The following is a 16,951-nucleotide window of genomic DNA, read 5'->3' as shown; positions in this document are numbered from 1 at the left end:
CGGCGTAGCGCTATTCAGGTGTCTGACACCTACGGAGTCAGACACCGACTTGCGGCGTAGCGCTATTCAGGTGTTTGACACCTACGGAGTCAGACTCCGGCTTGCGGCGTGGCGGTGGTCAGGTGTCTGACTCCCGCAGGGTGTCAGACACCATACGCCTTCGAGACGCCATACCCTTACGCTCGTTTGCTTCGGCGTGCGGTGGTTGCCTTGCGCGGCGACGGTTGCTTTGTAGACGGCCTGGCTGCTGAGCCTGCCGCCGCCTTTGCCGCTGGCCTGGTCGACGGCTTCGCTGCGGTTTTCCTCGTTGCCTTGCGGCGCCCCGCCGATTTGCCCTGATCGGCGGGCATTTCGCGCGCCAGCGCCCGTTCTGCGGCGGCGCGGAAAATCTGTTCCATTTCTTCCATGTGCGCCTGCGCGCCTTCGCTGAGCGGCCCGATGGCTTGCAGCACGTGGCGCATGGTGCCGAATGCATCGCGGATCTGAGCGGCGGTGGCGTTCTGCAGCAGTGTCGGCATGGCCTGCAATGCGGCCTTGCTGTCCAGGCGCATCATCAGAGCCTGGTCGCGCGCGACGTCCTTGAACTCTTGCAGCGCAAGGGAAGAATCCGCATCGGCCCGCATCTTGCGCAGCATCGCGAAGCTGCGCTCGTCGAAGCTGCCTTCGGCGCTGGACACATACAAAAGCATCCGCATGGCGGCTTCGCGTACGCCGCCCTGGTCCATCAGGGCGTGCAGTTCACCGGCGCGCTCCTGCATGAATGCGTGGTGCTCGGGCGACACGCCGGGATGCTTGCGAGGCGCCCCGCTGCGCGCGCCCAGCCCGGCCCAGTCCTGCACCAGCGGCGAACCATACACGTTCATGAACAGTTGCTCGCCCGCGGCGTCGCGCCATTCCCTGAACAGGTCCAGCCCGGCCTCGATCGCGTTGGACGCCATGCGTTCCAGCGCCAGATAAGGATTGTCCGGCGACACGGGCTGGCGGTGCAGGCGCGCCTGCGCGGCCGCCTGCGCCGCGGGTGCAACCCAGGGGTTGCGATCGGAAATCAGTTCGTAGGGCAGGCGCAGGGGGTGCATGCGCTGCAGCCATTGCGCCGACTGCGGCGTGACCAGGGCGCGCACCCATGGCCGCACAAAGCTGCGGTACAGCCCGAGATTGATGTCGGAAATGCGCGCTACCGCGGCGAAGCGGCGGTCGTCTTCTTCGTTGGGCTGCACAATGGCGCGCACGTCCTCGACCTTGCGCCGCGCGAACGACAGCACGTAGTCGCCCCGCGCAAGGTCGGCGTTGGGGGTGTCGGGCGTCTTGTCGGCGATTTCCGCCTGGTAGATGCCGGCTGGCAGCACGTCGATCAAATCGATATTGGCGGTGAATTCCTGGTGTTCTTTGCGCGCCACGCTCCCGGACACAAAAATGCCCAGGTGGCCGATGCTTTCATGTACCGCGTAAACAATCGTCTGGTTGTGCGCCACTACTTCGGCATCGTCCTGGTACAGGTCGGGAATCCAGCCCAGCGCCTGCGGCGGCGGAGTGATGTTGTCGCCCTTGGAGCAGAACACAATAATGGGCGAGCGGATATTGCGCAGGTCGATGCGTATGCCGTCGGACGTGACCAGGCCCGCGGTGGCCAGCCGATTGCCGATGAACAGGTTGTCGACGATGTACTGGATCTCGGGGGCATTCAGGAACACGTGGCCGCCCCACCATTTTTCGAAGCTCAGGTAGCGGGACGCTTCCGTGTCCACGTTTGCGTACAGGTTGTACTGCTTGCTCCACAGCGTATTGGCCGGGTTCAGGTTCTCGAAATTCTGCACCAGCCATGCGCCGTCGAAGCTGCCATTGCCCAGGTCGCTTGCCAGTTCGGTCAGCCAGCTGCCGCCCAGCAGCCCGCCGGTATAGCGCATGGGGTTGCGGCCTCGCCAGCCCGCCCAGTAAGACAGGGGCGCGCCCGCCACGATGATGGGCCCGAACAATTCCGGGCGCATCGCCGCCGTCATCATGATCTGCCAGCCCGCCTGGCAGTTGCCCACCACCACGGGCTTGCCTTCCGATTCGGGGTGTCGCGCGATGATTTCTTCAAGAAAGCGCGCCTCGGCGCGCATGACGTCTTCGACCGTTTGCGTAGGCGTGGGCTGGGGCAGGAACGACGCAAAATAACAGGGGTGGCCCGCGCGCACCGCCACGCCGATCTCGCTTTCGGGCTTGAATCCGCCGATGCCGGGGCCATGGCCGGCACGCGGGTCCACCACCAGGAAAGGACGCTTCTGCGGGTCTACCGCCACGTCGTCGGGCGGCAGGATGCGCAGCAGGCCGTAGTTCACCGGGCGGGCGAATTCACGGCCATCAAGCACCAGTTCGGACTTCATGCTCAGCACATTGGGCGCGCGCTTGGCCATGTGGCTGTGATACTGGTTGCCGCGCTGGCGCATCACGTCTGCATAAAGAATGCTGCGCTGCAGCGCGTCCACGGCGTATTCGTAAGCGCTGGCCCAGGGGTTGAAGGGCGTGGCAGCGCTGTTGGCGGGGGAAGCGGTCATGATGGGGGAATCCAGTGGGGGGCGGCGGGCGGCAACAGCGGTTGTCGCGCCGAACAATAAACATCAGGCCCATTACAACGTAATCTATGCTGCGACGCAACAAAAGACGGGCGTGGCCCCCCGGCACGCCCGTCGACTTGGTGCAACGACCAGGGTAATGCTCAATTCACTTTCAAGCCCGCCTTGACGGCAATCTTGGACCAGCGCTCTACATCGCGCGCGACATCGGCCCGCAACTCGTCCGAGGAAGAAGGGGCGGGCGTGGCGCCCGCGGATTTCAGGAAGGTGGCAAATTCCTGTTCGCGCACGATGGCGGCGATTTCCTGATTCAGCCGCTCGCGAACTTCCTTCGGCGTGCCGGCGGGTGCAAAGACGCCCCACCAGAGTTCGACCACATAGTCCAGCCCGGACTCGCGTATGGTTGGAATTTCCGAGAAGTCAGGGTCGCGCTGGGCCCCGGTAAATACCAGCTTGGGAAGCTGGTCTGCGACAGTGCCGCGGATGGACGCGATAGAGGTGATGGTGAAGTCGATTCTTCCCGCCACCAGATCAAGCAACGCCGGACCCGTACCCTTGTAATTCACCGCCATGGTACGAATGCCGGCCAGATCGTTCAACAGCTCGGTTGCCAGCTGGCTGTTGTCGCCCAGACCGGCGCTACCGTAGTTCAGCTTTTCTGGATTCGCCTTGGCATAATCGACAAACTCGGAAAATGTTCTGGCCGGGAAATCCGTGCGCGTGACCAGCAGGAAAGGGGCCGCCGCCACGCGCGAAACCGGGTCGAAAGCGGTGACGGGATCGTATGGCGTCTTTTGCACGGCGGCCGAGGTCGCCAGCGAACTGGACATGAACAATAAGGTGTAGCCATCGGCAGGAGCCGAAGCGACGACCTGTGCGCCGATGGTGCCACCGCCCCCGCCCCGATTTTCCACGACAACGGGCTGGCCCAGGCGTTGGGACAGCTCTTGCGCAATGCGCCGCCCTATTACGTCGTTACTGCCGCCCGTTGCAAACGGCACCACCATCCGGATGGGCTTGGCGGGCCATCCGTCCTGCGCCATTGCAGATGAGACGGGCGCGGCTGCCATGATGCAGGCGGCCGTCACGCCGAGAACCGACACTAGCTTGCGAAAATGCATTTTGATGTTCCCCTTGTCGAAGTAGTGGTGTTATATGGCGGATAGTTACTCGCCCAGAATCAGCTCGCGCGCGGCATCGATGTCCGTTATCAATTTCGCGACCGTAGAGATGGCCTGCCGTGTTCCCTCGGTGATCGCCTCCAGGCCCATGCGCAGCCCGTCCGGATACATCATCAGGCGGTACACGCACGCCGAGCCGGGCATGCCTGACGCGGGAATCGTGATGGCGCCTGCGCTCTGCAGTAGCACCATTGCGGCGGCCGCAGTGGCCTCGATGGGAACCAGCTCGCATCGTGCCGCGCCGCTTTCCTGCAAGGCGAGCTCCAGCAGATCTTCTCCTGACACTGCAACGCCAGCGCCGGCGCGGTAAGCCTTGCCTTTGACAATGGGCTGTATGGCTTTCATGACTTCTTCCGCAAACAACCCCGCTTCGCGGATGGGGGCGGCATTGAAGTCCGTCATGGCATTCAGCCCGGCCACGATCGAGCCCAGTTGTGCTTCAAGTCCGAACATGAACGCGATGGTGCGGACCTGCGCCACCAGATCGCGCCGGCCTGCCAGCATGCCCGAGCGCGGGCCGGTCAGGTGCTTGTCCAGCGACCAGAAAGCCACATCGGCGCCCATTGCAAGCGGCGGGGTTTCGCCGTAAAGCGAAATCCGCGCCGCCATGTGGGCGTCATCCAATACAACGATCGCCCCTGCGGCCCTGGCCGACGCAATGGCGGCGCGGACATCCGGCTCAGGCATGTGATGCTTCGAAGGCGATATGGTGGTGATCACCACCATCGCCGGCCTGGCACCGCCGTGTTGAAGGCCCTGCGCGAATGCCTGGGGGCCGATGTATTCGACAAACTGCCCTCCCGCTGCTGCAACGGAGTTCTTTATCGAAGGGTGGCATCGGTCTGCCGCGACCACCGAATGAACCATCTGCCCTGGCTTAATGAGCGCCAGCATGGTCGCCAGGGCGGCCGAGCTTACCCGATTGCACAATAAGGCATCGTGCATGGGCGTCGATCCCCCCATGAACTCCAGAGCGGTGGGGACGATCTGGTTCGTATCGATCGCGGCGAAATCAATGTACGAGCGCAGCTTTGGCGAGTCGTCGGGACGGAAGCGGAACCCTCGGATCAATCCCGTCAGGTTGAACAGCGACCCGTCGCCCAAGGCCGCATGGCGCTCGTGCGCCATGCGGTGTGCCTTTCTTTGTCGTACCACCTCGTCGGCATTGCTACGCAGAATCCGGCCGCGAGCATAGGAAACGGTGGGGTCGATGGGGTTGCCAAAGCGATCCGCGGCGGCTGAAGGCGCCGCGCCATATTGGGGGTGGCTCACTGAGTCTCCATTTACGTGACGTTGTCAGGCCGGGCTGGCCTAATAATTTGTCGTATTGTACGGGCAACCATACAATAAGGGGCAAATATTTGATATGCCTCGAAGGCCCCAGCTGCTACGTCTGTACGTTTCTCGCCCCCCGGCTCGCGGTCGCGCCGCGCTTAGCCGCCCCGCCCACCGATTTACGGGCGGGCGTTCGGGATACGTCGGCGATGTTCAAGCTGTAGTAATAGCGGTCCGCGCGATAGTACGAATGAAATAGCACCAGGGGAGCTCCGTCTGCCATACGGAAAAATCGCGACAGATAAAGCACGGGAGCGCCGACAGAGATGTCGAGCAGCTCGGAGAGCTCCGGCGAGGCAATCAAGGCCTCGATCTGTTGTTTTTCTTCGAAGTGCGGAATCTTGAGTTCCGTGGCGATCAGGCTGAGGATGGAAACGACTTCAAAGTCGGCATGTTGGATCTGCTCGCCGATAACGGGAGGAAAGTAGGCATAGTGCAGGGCCAGCGGACTGTTCTCAAAATAACGGACCCGCTTGACCATGAACACCATGTCCGACGGTGACGCTAAAAGCTTGGCGATGTCCGGCATGGGCACGTTGCCGGCGCCGAGCAGCTTCGAGCTCGTGTCGAGCTTCATGGCGGTATAGTCTTCGCTCATCCCGGTCAGGCGCTGCTCGCCACGCTGCTCGAAACGCCGGGCAAGGAACGTACCCTGGCCCTGGCGGCGGACGATAATGCCTTCTTCTTCAAACGATCGTAGGGCCTCGCGCACCGTTTCCCGCGAAACCGCGAACTCCTTGCATAACGCTTCTTCGGTCGGCAGCCGGTCGCCTACCTCGTAGCCCGATTGCATGCGTTTGCGCAAAATTTCGCGCAGTTGCAGGTATTTGGGAAACGGGTTGAAGAACTTCTTCATTGAGAGATGGTCTGTGGCATCGCGCGCATGAAACATTATAGCTATCGCGTTTTGCTTGCCGTGCCCCGGTGTGAAGTGATCGGACGCGCACGGCGATGCGGAGGGCTGCGCAAATGCCGAAGCTGCAGCCGCAGAAGACTAGCTGCCAGCCAGATGGCAAGCCGCCTCGATACGGTTGCCCGCCGGATCGGCCAGGAACGCGGCGTAGTAATGCGCGTGATAATCGGGCCGAAGGCCCGGGGCGCCTTCGCTGTGCCCGCCATGCGCCAAGCCGGCCCGATGGAAGGCGTCTACGGCCCGCCGGCTGGGGGCCTTGAAACACCAATGGCGACGGGGGTCGCGGGCCCAGGCAGGTGACTGCAGCACCGAAAAATAGCTATGGCCGGGGGCATGCGCCGCGCTGCGCTCGCCGTACCCCAGGGCGTCGGCCCGGTCGTACACCTTGACCGCGCCCAGTGCGACCATCACGGCGTCGTAGAAAGGGCGTGCGGCTTGCAGGTCCGGCACGGTGATCGATACGTGGTCAAGCAACTGCATCAGCCGCGCGCGTCCTGGTTGAATTGCAGCCAGGTCTGGACGCTGGGGCGTTGCCATTGGCTGTCTGCATAGGCGCGCAGCGGTTCGGGCATTTCGTCGCCATCGCAGGACAGGCGGCGCAGCATAAGCGCCAATTCGGTGTCGACAATGCACCACTGGTCGAACAGCTGCGCCTGGCCCTCGGGCAACAGAGTTTGCGCCACGCGCAGCAGTTTGGCGGCGGCCGCCTGTGCCGCATCGCCTAGGGGCGTGCAGGGCGCGCCGTAGAACACGACCTCGGTGGGGCGTTCCTGGCGCAACGCGGCCAGGTCGCTGCGCAGCCACGCCTGCATCTGCCGGGCGCGCGCCCGCTGCTGCGGCGCGCGCGGGTACAGGGCGGGGTACTCGGGCGGGCCGAAGACGTCTTCCAGGTATTCGATGATGGCGCTGGATTCGGTCAGGTGGAATTCGTCGTGCGTCAGGGCCGGAACGCGGCAGGTGGGCGCGCGCGTCGCATACGGCCGCAGCCGCTGTTCGCCGGCGCTCAGGTCAACCAGCCGCAACTCTACGGGCAGGCCTTTTTCGGCCAGGGCGACATAGGCCGCCATGGCGTAGGGGCTGAGCAGCAGCGAATCGACGTAAAGAGTAAGCGGCGTGGCAAGCGGCGCAGGCAATGTGGTCTCCGTGGCAGGCAGGTGTAACGCAAGCGGCCGTCGCGGCAGCAAGCCCTGTGCCCACAGGGTACCGCAATCGGGCCGCGGCGGCACGGCCCGCCGTGCTCCTGCCGCGCGCTCAGTCGACGATGAACAGGCGCGCCCCGGTGGGCGTGGACGAACGATGGGCTTCGGCCTGGTCGGCGACCTGATAGCTCATGCCCGGCGTCAGCACGACGCGTCGGCCGTCTTCGAGTTCGGTGTGCAGTTCGCCTTCCAGGCACAACAGGATATGGCCCTTGCTGCACCAATGGTCGGCCAGATAGCCCGGCGAATATTCCACCATGCGCACGCGTATGTCGCCGAATTGCCGGGTGCGCCACAACGCCTGGCCGGTGTCGCCGGGATGGACGGTGGGCTCGATGGTCTGCCAGTCGGTCGTGCCGAAGGGGATGTTGTGCAGGTTCATGGAAAGGGTCGAAAGAAATTCAGAAAGCGTGGCCAGTACGTGGGCGCCCGTTATGCCGCCAACTTTTTTTGCCAGAACATGGCCTGGCCCGATTCGTCGGCCAGGGCATAGCCTTCGTAGCCGATCTTGCGGTAAAGCGCCTGGGCGGGCGCGTTGCCCTGCAGCACTTCAAGCGTGATCTTGCAGCAGCCGCGGCGGGCGGCGACGGCTTCCAGCGCCTGCAGCATGCGCTGCGCGATGCCCTGGCGCTGGTAGCGCTCCGAAACCATGAAATCGTGCAGATTCAGCAAGGGCTGGCAGGCAAACGTGGAAAAACCTTCGAAGTAAATCGCCAGGCCGGCCGGCTGGCCGTCGTGCAGCGCCAGCAGCGCGCCAGCGGTGGGGCGGCGCGCCAGCTCGGCCACCAGATTCGCGCGCGCGCGGTCGGACAGGGGCTGGCCCCCGCCCATGGGGCCGCGGGCGTATTCGTCTAGCAGCGCGACGATCATGTCGCCGTGGGCGGGGTTGTTGAAGTCGGCGTCGATGATGTTCAGCACGATCAGCTTCCGGATGAAAGGCTGCGGCGGCAGCCGGGGGTGGGGCATTGGCCGTCATTATGCCGCGCCAGGCGCCCCGGCCACTGGGTAAACTGCCGCCTTGGCTGTAGCAGGAGTATTGCATGAACCCCCCGATGGCGCCGGCGAAACGCCCGCGCGTGCCAGGCGGCGCCGGCCTGGCTGGCCTGAAGGCGTGTGTGCCCGTCATGATCGGCTATTTTCCCGTGGCGGTGACTTTCGGAATGGCCGGACTGGGCACCGGCCTGGCGCCGGTACAGATTATCTTGATTTCGGTGCTGGTCTACGCGGGCGCGAGCCAGTTCCTGTTGTTGGCGTCCATCAAGTCGGGCACGCCGTGGCTGTGGGTGGTGGCGTTGTGTTCGCTGCTGAACGCGCGGCATTTGCTGTATGGGCCGTTGCTGTCGCGGTTCTTGCCGCAGCGGCTGCGGTCGCGCCTGACCATCGCGTTTCTGCTGACCGACGAGGTGTTCGCCACCAGTTTCAATCGCATCGAACGGGTGCCGCTGGCCCACCGCAACCGCTGGATGACGGTGCTGGGCCTGGGCGCCTGGCTGACCTGGATCGCGGGCACCGCCGTAGGCGTGTATGCCGGTGACGGGCTGGAACGCCATTTTCCGATGCTGTCGCAGGTGATGCGGTTTGCATTGCCGGCCCTGTTCCTTGCGCTGGTGTGCCAGTGCGCCACGCGCGCGCTGCGCGTGCCGGTGCTGGCCGCGCTGGCGGTAAGCGGCGCGTGCGCGGCGGCCGGCTACACGACGCTGGCCATTCTGGCCGGGGCCGCCGTCGGATGCCTGTGCTATCGGCCCCGGAAGGAGGCGCAATGAGCGGCCAGCTGGAGTTCTGGGGCGCGGTAATCGCCATGGCAGCCATTACCTATTTGACGCGTGCCCTGCCTTTTTTGCTGTCGTCGCGCAGCCGCCTGATGCGCCGCCTGACCGAAGGCTCGTCGATGGCCGCGCTGGGTCCGGCGCTGCTGGCGGGCATTGCCGGCGCGGTTATCGTGCCCGACATGCTCGCGCTGCAGGGCGGGGCCGAATGGCTGCCCTACGCAGGCGGATTGCTGGCCACTGCGCTCGCGGCGCGTCGCCTGGGCAACGCGGGCCTGGCGGTGATAGCCGGCGTGGTGGTGTACGGCGCGTTGCTGGCCCTTGCCGGCGCGCAGGCCTAGCGCAAGGTAGCGGCCAGGCCGCCGCCCCGGGGCGGGCGGCCGGCGGTGGGAAGCTGTCCCGCCGGCGCGCTCCCGGGGGCAGGCTTACTTGGCGAACATCATGCCGACCCAGAAGAGGGCGGCCGAAAGCAGCATCGATGCCGGCAGGGTCAGCACCCAGGCAAGCAGGATGGTGCGCACGGTGCTGTGGTGCAGGCCGCTCTTGTTGGCGATCATGGTGCCCGCCACGCCGGACGACAGCACGTGCGTGGTCGACACGGGCAGGCTGAACACGTTGGCCATGCCGATGGCCCCAACCGCGGTAAGCTGCGCGGCCATGCCCTGGGCGTAGGTCATGCCTTGCTTGCCGATTTTCTCGCCCACGGTAAGAACCACGCGGCGCCAGCCCACCATGGTGCCCAGGCCCAGCGCCAGCGCCACGGCCACGATTACCCACAACGGCGCATATTCGGTGGTTGCGGTCAGGTCGGCCCGCAGGCGGCTCAGGTCCTGGCGGTCGGCGTCCTGCAGGCCCTCGATGTTGGCGGCCTTCTTCGCGGTGTCGTCCAGGCACAGCAGGTAGCGGCGGATGGCGATGCGATTTTCGGCCGGCAGGTCGGAATAGTGCACGACGCCTTGCAGGTTATCGACCAGCGCGGCAATGGTGGGCATGGTGAGTTTGGGGTCGCACCGGAAATGCTCCGGCAGCACCTGTTCCGACGAGCCCGGCGCGGACAGGCCCAGGTAGCCGTCAAGCGTCGCATGATTGCGTTCATAGAACGCCGCAAGGTTCGTGGCCGCGTCGCGGGTACGGTTGATCTGGTAGGTGGTGCTGGCTTCATTGAGCACGAACTGCGCGGGCACGATGCCGATGAGCACCAGCATGATCAGGCCTATGCCTTTCTGGCCATCGTTCGAGCCGTGCACGAAGCTCACGCCCATTGCCGACAGCACCAGCACCAGGCGGTTCCAGAACGGAGGGTGCTTCTTGGAGTCGATCTCGCGGCGCTGCTCGGGCGTCTTGTGCATTTTCGAGACTGGCCACCAGCGCTTGAAAAGCAGAAGCAGGCAGCCGGCCACCAGGCAGCCCGCCAGGGGCGAGACCACCAGCGACAGGCCGATGTCGATGGCCTTGTTCCAGTTGACCCCGTCGCGCAGCGGCAGGTCGGTCAACAGGGCATTGGCCAGGCCCACGCCCAGGATGGAGCCGATCAGCGTATGGGAGCTCGAGGCCGGAATGCCGAAATACCACGTGCCCAGGTTCCAGGCGATGGCCGCGGTCAGCATAGCAAACACCATGGCAAGGCCCTGGCCGGTGTCTACGTTGATCAGCAGCTCTACGGGCAACAGGTGGACGATGGCATAAGCGACCCCTACGCCGCCCAGCAGCACGCCCAGGAAGTTGAAAATTCCCGACATCACCACCGCCAGGTGCGGCGGCATGGCCTTGGTATAGATAACGGTGGCAACGGCGTTGGCGGTGTCGTGAAAGCCGTTGATGAATTCGAAGGCCAGGACGAAAAACAGGGCGAGCAGCAGGCTTGCGCCTATCCAGAAGTCCAGGCCGGAAAATATATGGAGCATTGGAGAAAATGGGAGATGGGGGAGGCGGTTGCGGGAACGGCAGGCGGGATTATTGCAGATTTGTGACGGCCACTGGCGTCAGGAAAGGTGTAATTCCGTGACGCGGCACGGGGCGGCATGCCGGGCAAGCGATGCCTCTGCGACGTTCTGTGGCGCCCGGCAACCGAACCGGTGCGCCGGGCGGAATGCGATAGCATCAGCCTTTTCGGCTTTTATCTGGATACCGCCATGCCTGCTCCCTCGCAACCCGTTATCCGCCGCCACCCTGACGATCTCATCGTCGGGCTGGTTTCCATCTCCGACCGTGCCACATCCGGCGTTTACCAGGACCAGGGCGTGCCGGCCCTGCGGGAATGGCTGGGCACGGCGCTGTCGTCTTCATGGCAGGCGGTCGAGCGGCTGGTGCCCGACGAGGCCGATGCGATTTCGGCGGCGCTCATCGACCTGGTGGACAACTGCCATTGCGACCTGGTGCTGACCACCGGCGGCACAGGGCCCGCACGGCGCGACGTGACGCCCGAGGCCACGCTGGCGGTGGCTACCAAGGAAATGCCGGGGTTCGGCGAGCAGATGCGGCAGGTCAGCCTCAAGTTCGTGCCCACCGCCATTTTGTCCCGGCAGGTTGCCGTCATCCGCGAAACGGCCGACCACGCGGCATTGATCATCAATCTGCCCGGGCAGCCCAAAGCCATCCGCGAAACCCTGGAAGGGCTGCGCGACGAAAGCGGCGGCGTGGCGGTGCAAGGCGTGTTTGCCGCGGTGCCATATTGCATCGACCTGATCGGCGGCCCCTACGCCGAAACGCACGACCAGGTGGTCAAGGCGTTCCGCCCGAAATCGGCCGTGCGCAAGCCTGCGGCGTGAGGCTCGTGCGTTATAGTTCTTCGGATTTACTCGTCTGATTACGGGCACATCCACATGAAATTGCGATACCTCGCCGTCCTGGCCGCGGCCGCCGTGCTTGCCGGCTGCGCGAACGTCAAAGATGTGCGTGCGCGCGATCCGGTGTTCTACGGCTCTACCGCGCGCACGGCCGACGACTACATCACCTGCGTACAGACGGCATGGCAGGGTTCGGGCACCCCATCGCGGCGCCAGCCCGTGCACAACGGCCACGAGCTGGTAGTAGACGGCACCATGGGCGTCGAGGCCGTGCTGACCGCCACTACCTGGAGAGGCAAGACCGACGTCAGCCTGTCCACCCGCATTCCGCGCTACACCAGCGCGCTTACCGAGGCGGCCAACCTGTGCATGTAGGGCGTTCGTCGCTGCGCCTGCACGTGGCCCGGGTATTGAGCCGGTGGTTGTTGCCGGCTTTGGCCTGCTTTGCCACGGTTGCCCAGGCGCAGGGCTATATCAGCCGCAAGCTCGATATGCCGGTGCCGGGCGGGGTAGCAGTGGTAGGGCTGGGAACGGCCGAACAGGCGCCGCGCGCCAGTTTCGATGGACATCGCGTCATGGTGGTGCGCGACAGCGACGGGCAATGGATCGCCATCGTGGGCATCGCCCTGGACACCGCGCCCGGAAGCCATGCGCTTCAAGTACAGGGCCGCGAGCCGGCGGCCTTTCAGGTGCGCGATAAAGAATACGCAGCCCAGCATATCAAGCTGAAAAACCGCCGGCAGGTCACGCCCAACCCCGACGACCTCAAGCGCATCGAACGCGAGCTCGAGGCGCAGATGGCGGCCTATCGCAATTTTCGCGACGGTGTCGTGCCCAGCAACGTGCTGCTGGACCGGCCCGTTGACGGGCGCCTGTCCAGCCCCTTTGGCCTGCGGCGTTTCTTTAACGGCCAAGAGCGCAACCCGCACTCGGGCCTGGATTTCGCCGTGCCGACGGGCACCCCGGTCAAGGCGCCGGCGGCCGGGCGCGTGGTGCTGGTGGGCGATTACTTCTTCAATGGCAAGACCGTGTTCCTGGACCACGGGCAGGGCTTCATCAGCATGTTCTGCCATCTGTCGGCCATCGACGTGAAGCCGGGCGACGACGTGCCGCGGGGCGCGGTGGTTGGCAAAGTGGGCAGTACGGGGCGCGCGACGGGCCCGCACCTGCACTGGAACGTCAGCCTGAACGGCGCGCGCGTCGACCCCGCCATTTTCATCGGGGCGGCAACAGGGCCCTGAGCACCATGAACGGCCGGCGTTGCGCGCCGGCAGGCGGCATCAGGAATCGGCCAAGGGGTGCGAGGGCAGTTGCCCGTAACGCCGTTCGGCGTACTGCAGCCGGTCGAGGGCGGCCTGCTGCAGGCGCAGTTGCTCTTGCAGGCAGTTGTCGAATTTGATGCATGCCTGCGCATAGCTCAGGCCAGTGGCGCGCAGGCTTTGTATGAAGGCCGCGCGCGATTGCCTGAGTTGCTGCAGGCCTCGCTCGCCGTGCTCGACTGCCTGCCGGGCCTCGGCAAGGCGTTGCGCGGCGGCAAGTGACGATTCGTGCGTATCCAAGACAGGCGGCATGCGGGTGCGGCCCGGCCGTGCGCAGATCAGCGGCGGCGTTGGGGCGGGCGTGCGAAGCTGGGGGCGCGTTCGTCTTTGTGGCGGAAATTGATGCGGCCCTTGGTCAGGTCGTAGGGAGACATTTCCAGGGTGACGCGGTCGCCCGCCAGGATGCGGATGCGGTGTTTGCGGATGCGGCCGGAGGCGTAGGCGCCCACTTCGATGCCGTTGTCCAGGGTGACGCGATAGCGGCTGTCGGGCAGCACTTCATCAACGATACCGTCAAGTTCGATCAGTTCTTCTTTTGCCATGTATGACTCTCCTTGGTCGATGCGCGCGGGCGCCGTGGCGCCCGCACCGCCCGCAGGCGGCATGCGCGGGACCCAAGCGGATCTTGGGGCCAGCGATGGAACGTAAAACGTCCCGGCTGGTACGGGGTACAGGACCCGGGAACCTGTAGGAACCCGGGCGGTACTCGCGCCGCTGGGGGCAATATGCGCGCTTGTCGCGGCTTGGTCGCGACGCTGCAAGTTCTGCAACGCCGGAAGAAGCGGGATAGTGCGAACCGTGCTTATGTTCACAACTCGTACACGGAATAACCAAAGATATTATCGCAAACCAGAGTATTTGACCAGGGTTTTCCCCAATTTCCACGGGTTTTCGCGGCGAGACGTCGTTTTCGGCCGGATTCGTCCGTCGTGGCAATAAGAGGGCCGGTCCGGCCCTTGCCCGATCAAGGAGATACAAATGCGAGTCATGGTACTGGTAAAAGCCACCCGGGAAAGCGAAGCGGGCGAGATGCCGTCGCCCGACCTGCTGCGCGCCATGGGCGAATTCAACGAGCAGCTCCGGCAGGCGGGGGTGCTGCTGGCGGCCGACGGCCTGAAGCCGTCGTCCCGGGGCAAGCGCGTGGCGTTCGATGGAACGGCCCGCCATGTCACCGACGGGCCGTTCGCCGAAACCCGCGAGCTGGTGGCCGGGTTCTGGCTGTGGCAGGTCAGGGATATGGACGAAGCCGTGCAATGGGTAAAGCGCTGCCCCAACCCCATGCCCGGGCCCAGTGAAATCGAAATCCGGCCGCTGTACGAGGAAGCCGATTTTCAATAAGGAGGCAGGTCGCCGCCCGCGGGCGGCGCGCACGGCCTATTCTTCGTGGCCGGGCGCACCTTGCGGATATTGCGGCAGGCCGTCGGTAATGTCGTACCAGGGCGCCTTGTTGGCCACGAACATGTGGCAGGCGGCCCTGATGCCGGGGTCGTCGTCCAGGGCTCCCAATGGCAGGCCATAGGCCTCCGGCGCATGGTCGAAGCGCGACAGCAGCGGGGTGCCGCAGGCGCTGCAAAAGCCGCGGTAGTGGCCCGGCGACGAGCTGTACCACGTAACGTCGCCTTCCCCGCGGGTCCAGGCGAAATCTTTGGCCTGCACCGTGGCGCGCGTGCGGAAGGCGGACCCATGGGCCTTGCGGCACATGATGCAATGGCAATGCCAAGCCTGGGTGAGCGGGCCGGAAATTTCATAGGCCACGCGGCTGCACAGGCAAGAACCTTTCAGCATGTTCGTGCTCCGGGAACGCCTAAAACTTGACTATATACCGGCGCGACGCGCCGCGCGCCGGATGTGACAGGCAGGTTGCACGACATCCGGACGGCGGCCGCAGGATGCGTCGCGCCGTCGATGATGGTCATCACCCTGTCACCGCGCGTGCACAGAATCCCCTTGCAGATTTCCACAAGGGGATTCCTCATGACCAACGCGATCGAAGTGCGCGGTCTTACCAAGACATTCCGCGCGGGCGCCAAGGCGCTGGACGACGTGAGCCTGACAGTTGCCGCCGGTGAAATGGTGGCCTTGCTGGGCGCCTCTGGCTCGGGCAAATCGACGCTGCTGCGTCACCTGGCGGGTTTTGTGGCGGCCGATTCGGCCACCGGGGGCAGTGTGTGGGTCAATGGCCGGCCCATACAGCACAACGGGCGCATCAGCCCGCGTGTGCGCGCCGCCCGGGCAGGCATCGGCTTCGTGTTCCAGCAATTCAACCTGGTGGGGCGGCTGCCGGTTCTCACCAACGTGCTTACCGGCCTGTTGCCGCGCGTACCGCTGTGGCGCAGCCTGATGCGCTATTTCCGCCACGACGAGGTCAGGGCGGGGCTGGAAGCGCTTGCCCAGGTTGGTATAGACGACTACGCGTTTCAGCGTGCCTCGACGCTGTCGGGCGGGCAGCAGCAGCGCGCCGCCATTGCGCGCACGCTGGTGCAGAACGCCCGCGTGATCCTGGCCGACGAGCCCATTGCGTCGCTCGACCCGGAATCGTCGCGCCGGGTGATGGATACGCTGGCCCATATCAATCGCAGCCGCAAAGTAGCCGTCGTGGTGTCGCTGCACCAGGTAGACGTCGCGTTGCGCTACTGCCCGCGTGTGGTGGCGTTGCGCCACGGCCGGGTGGTCTATGACGGCCCGGCGGCCAGCCTGACCGAAGCCATGTTGCGCGACCTGTATGGCGCCGACGCCAACGAGCTGCTGCCCCGGGACACCGGGCGCCTTGCTCCGCTGGCTACGGACGTGGCGCCCACCCCGCTGGCCGCCGCGGCCTGACTTCCTACCCTTCTTTCCACCACGGAGCACTTGCATGCTACGCAGATCTTTCTACGCGCTCGCCGCGGTCATGGCCATGGCCTCTTCCGCCTGGGCGCAGGACCCCGACACGCTGAACATCGGCTTTATTTCCACCGAATCGTCCACCAATCTGAAGCAGGCCTGGCAACCGCTGATCGACGATCTGAGCAAAGCCCTGGACAAACCCGTCAAGCCGTTCTTTGCCTCGGACTACGCCGGCATTATTGAAGGCATGCGCTTTAACAAAGTGCACCTGGGCTGGTTCGGCAACAAGTCGGCCATGGAGGCCGTGGACCGCGCGCAGGGCGAAGTGTTCGCGTCTGTCATCGATAAGGACGGCAACCCGGGCTATTGGTCGGTGCTGCTGGTCAACAAAGACAGCGATCTGCGCACGCTCGATGATGTGATCAAGAACGGCAGCCAGCTCAGCTATGGCGCGGGCGATCCCAACTCGACGTCGGGCACGCTGGTGCCGGGCTACTTTCTGTGGGCGGCGCGCGGCATCGAACCCAAGACCTTCTTCAAGACGGTGCGCGCGGCCAATCACGAGAGCAACCTGCTGTCGGTAATCAACAAGCAGGTGGATGTGGCCATCAACAACACCGAAATGCTGGAACGCTATCGCCGCAACACCGGCAAGGACGCCAACGAGTCGGTGCGCATCCTGTGGAAGTCGCCGCTGATCCCGGCCGACCCCATGGTGTTGCGCAAGGACCTGTCGCCCGAACTGAAAAAGCGCATCCAGGAATTCTTCGTCAACTACGGGACGGGGCCCGATGCGCAGCATCAGCTGGCGGTGCTGGCCGAACTTACCTACAAGGGGTTTCGCGCGTCGAGCAACGCCCAGCTGGTGCCGATACGGCAGATGGAACTGGCCAAGCAGAAGATCAACGTCGAGTCGGACACCACGCTGAGCGAGGCTGACAAGAAGCAGAAGCTTGCAGACATCGAACAGCAGCTGTCGGAACTGGACAAGCTGGCCGCCAAGCCGCAGTAACACCCCGCGCCGGCCCGCGCGGCCGGCGCCCTGCTTATTTTTTCCGTACGGAATCCCGA

At 64.8% G+C, this 16,951-nt stretch carries 19 protein-coding genes and 1 pseudogene; 8 read left to right on the top strand and 12 right to left on the bottom strand.

Going from position 1 to position 16,951, the window contains the following annotated elements; translation table 11 throughout:
* Positions 1-176 precede the first annotated feature (176 nt).
* The 8 genes from CAL18_RS13380 to CAL18_RS13345 form a co-directional block, all read right to left on the bottom strand.
* Positions 177-2,537: a DUF3141 domain-containing protein gene (locus CAL18_RS13380; RefSeq protein ID WP_094818041.1), complete on the bottom strand. Its 2,361-nt coding sequence runs from the start codon at positions 2,535-2,537 to the stop codon at positions 177-179.
* Between the two features lie 161 nt (positions 2,538-2,698).
* Complete coding sequence (locus CAL18_RS13375; protein WP_038852387.1) at positions 2,699-3,676, bottom strand: Bug family tripartite tricarboxylate transporter substrate binding protein; 978 nt, start codon at positions 3,674-3,676, stop codon at positions 2,699-2,701.
* A gap of 45 nt (positions 3,677-3,721) precedes the next feature.
* Positions 3,722-5,008, bottom strand: coding sequence for a PLP-dependent transferase (locus CAL18_RS13370; RefSeq protein ID WP_141217769.1), 1,287 nt, complete (start codon positions 5,006-5,008; stop codon positions 3,722-3,724).
* Positions 5,009-5,123: 115 nt separating this feature from the next.
* A complete protein-coding gene (locus CAL18_RS13365; protein WP_038852388.1) occupies positions 5,124-5,927 on the bottom strand; it encodes a GntR family transcriptional regulator in 804 nt (267 codons plus the stop codon).
* A 138-nt stretch (positions 5,928-6,065) separates the two neighbouring features.
* Positions 6,066-6,464 (bottom strand): VOC family protein, encoded by a 399-nt coding sequence (locus tag CAL18_RS13360; protein ID WP_026639983.1) that lies wholly within the window; start codon positions 6,462-6,464, stop codon positions 6,066-6,068.
* The gene (gene yfcF, locus CAL18_RS13355) at positions 6,464-7,117 is read right to left on the bottom strand and encodes a glutathione transferase (protein WP_094797055.1); all 654 of its coding nucleotides are present in this window, start codon (positions 7,115-7,117) and stop codon (positions 6,464-6,466) included. Before yfcF ends, CAL18_RS13360 begins: the two co-directional genes overlap by 1 nt.
* Positions 7,118-7,235: 118 nt before the next feature.
* Entirely contained in the window at positions 7,236-7,565 is a 330-nt protein-coding gene (locus CAL18_RS13350; protein WP_026639985.1) for a DHCW motif cupin fold protein, read from the bottom strand.
* Positions 7,566-7,615: 50 nt separating this feature from the next.
* On the bottom strand, positions 7,616-8,101 hold the full coding sequence (locus CAL18_RS13345; RefSeq protein ID WP_026639986.1) for a GNAT family N-acetyltransferase: 486 nt from the start codon (positions 8,099-8,101) through the stop codon (positions 7,616-7,618).
* Between the two features lie 122 nt (positions 8,102-8,223).
* Between CAL18_RS13345 and CAL18_RS13340 the strand changes: the two genes are divergently transcribed.
* Both CAL18_RS13340 and CAL18_RS13335 read left to right on the top strand, forming a co-directional pair.
* Entirely contained in the window at positions 8,224-8,946 is a 723-nt protein-coding gene (locus CAL18_RS13340) for an AzlC family ABC transporter permease (RefSeq protein WP_231494582.1), read from the top strand.
* On the top strand, positions 8,943-9,290 hold the full coding sequence (locus tag CAL18_RS13335) for an AzlD domain-containing protein (RefSeq protein WP_094818039.1): 348 nt from the start codon (positions 8,943-8,945) through the stop codon (positions 9,288-9,290). Before CAL18_RS13340 ends, CAL18_RS13335 begins: the two co-directional genes overlap by 4 nt.
* An 84-nt stretch (positions 9,291-9,374) precedes the next feature.
* Here the strand turns inward: CAL18_RS13335 and CAL18_RS13330 are convergent, their stop codons facing one another.
* Positions 9,375-10,853: an inorganic phosphate transporter gene (locus tag CAL18_RS13330; protein WP_026639989.1), complete on the bottom strand. Its 1,479-nt coding sequence runs from the start codon at positions 10,851-10,853 to the stop codon at positions 9,375-9,377.
* Between the two features lie 228 nt (positions 10,854-11,081).
* Between CAL18_RS13330 and mog the strand changes: the two genes are divergently transcribed.
* The 3 genes from mog to CAL18_RS13315 are packed head-to-tail and all read left to right on the top strand — an operon-like array spanning position 11,082 to position 12,976.
* Entirely contained in the window at positions 11,082-11,717 is a 636-nt protein-coding gene (mog, locus tag CAL18_RS13325; protein WP_094797183.1) for a molybdopterin adenylyltransferase, read from the top strand.
* A gap of 54 nt (positions 11,718-11,771) precedes the next feature.
* Positions 11,772-12,110 carry a hypothetical protein gene (locus tag CAL18_RS13320; RefSeq protein WP_026639991.1) on the top strand — a complete coding sequence of 113 codons (339 nt, stop codon included), beginning with the start codon at positions 11,772-11,774 and terminating at the stop codon, positions 12,108-12,110.
* Positions 12,101-12,976 carry a peptidoglycan DD-metalloendopeptidase family protein gene (locus CAL18_RS13315; protein ID WP_432759141.1) on the top strand — a complete coding sequence of 292 codons (876 nt, stop codon included), beginning with the start codon at positions 12,101-12,103 and terminating at the stop codon, positions 12,974-12,976. Before CAL18_RS13320 ends, CAL18_RS13315 begins: the two co-directional genes overlap by 10 nt.
* Before the next feature lie 39 nt (positions 12,977-13,015).
* On the opposite strand, the gene CAL18_RS13310 is transcribed toward CAL18_RS13315, so the two are convergent.
* Both CAL18_RS13310 and infA read right to left on the bottom strand, forming a co-directional pair.
* A complete protein-coding gene (locus CAL18_RS13310) occupies positions 13,016-13,306 on the bottom strand; it encodes a hypothetical protein (protein WP_094818038.1) in 291 nt (96 codons plus the stop codon).
* Positions 13,307-13,332: 26 nt separating this feature from the next.
* The gene (gene infA, locus CAL18_RS13305) at positions 13,333-13,596 is read right to left on the bottom strand and encodes a translation initiation factor IF-1 (RefSeq protein ID WP_026639994.1); all 264 of its coding nucleotides are present in this window, start codon (positions 13,594-13,596) and stop codon (positions 13,333-13,335) included.
* A gap of 436 nt (positions 13,597-14,032) precedes the next feature.
* On the opposite strand from infA, the pseudogene CAL18_RS13300 reads away from it, so the two are divergent.
* Positions 14,033-14,386: pseudogene (locus CAL18_RS13300) on the top strand (YciI family protein); the annotation flags it as partial.
* A gap of 42 nt (positions 14,387-14,428) precedes the next feature.
* Here the strand turns inward: CAL18_RS13300 and CAL18_RS13295 are convergent.
* Positions 14,429-14,839 (bottom strand): GFA family protein, encoded by a 411-nt coding sequence (locus tag CAL18_RS13295; RefSeq protein ID WP_026639995.1) that lies wholly within the window; start codon positions 14,837-14,839, stop codon positions 14,429-14,431.
* A 189-nt stretch (positions 14,840-15,028) separates the two neighbouring features.
* On the opposite strand from CAL18_RS13295, the gene phnC reads away from it, so the two are divergent.
* Entirely contained in the window at positions 15,029-15,874 is an 846-nt protein-coding gene (gene phnC, locus CAL18_RS13290; RefSeq protein WP_094818037.1) for a phosphonate ABC transporter ATP-binding protein, read from the top strand.
* 34 nt (positions 15,875-15,908) lie between these two features.
* Positions 15,909-16,892 (top strand): phosphonate ABC transporter substrate-binding protein, encoded by a 984-nt coding sequence (phnD, locus tag CAL18_RS13285; protein WP_094797051.1) that lies wholly within the window; start codon positions 15,909-15,911, stop codon positions 16,890-16,892.
* The last annotated feature ends 59 nt before the right edge of the window (positions 16,893-16,951 follow it).

This window comes from Bordetella genomosp. 7, assembly GCF_002261415.1.
Classification (GTDB): Bacteria; Pseudomonadota; Gammaproteobacteria; order Burkholderiales; family Burkholderiaceae_B; genus Bordetella_A.
The sequence above is the reverse complement of the archived record's forward strand: the minus strand, read 5'-3'. Positions and strand labels throughout refer to the sequence as shown.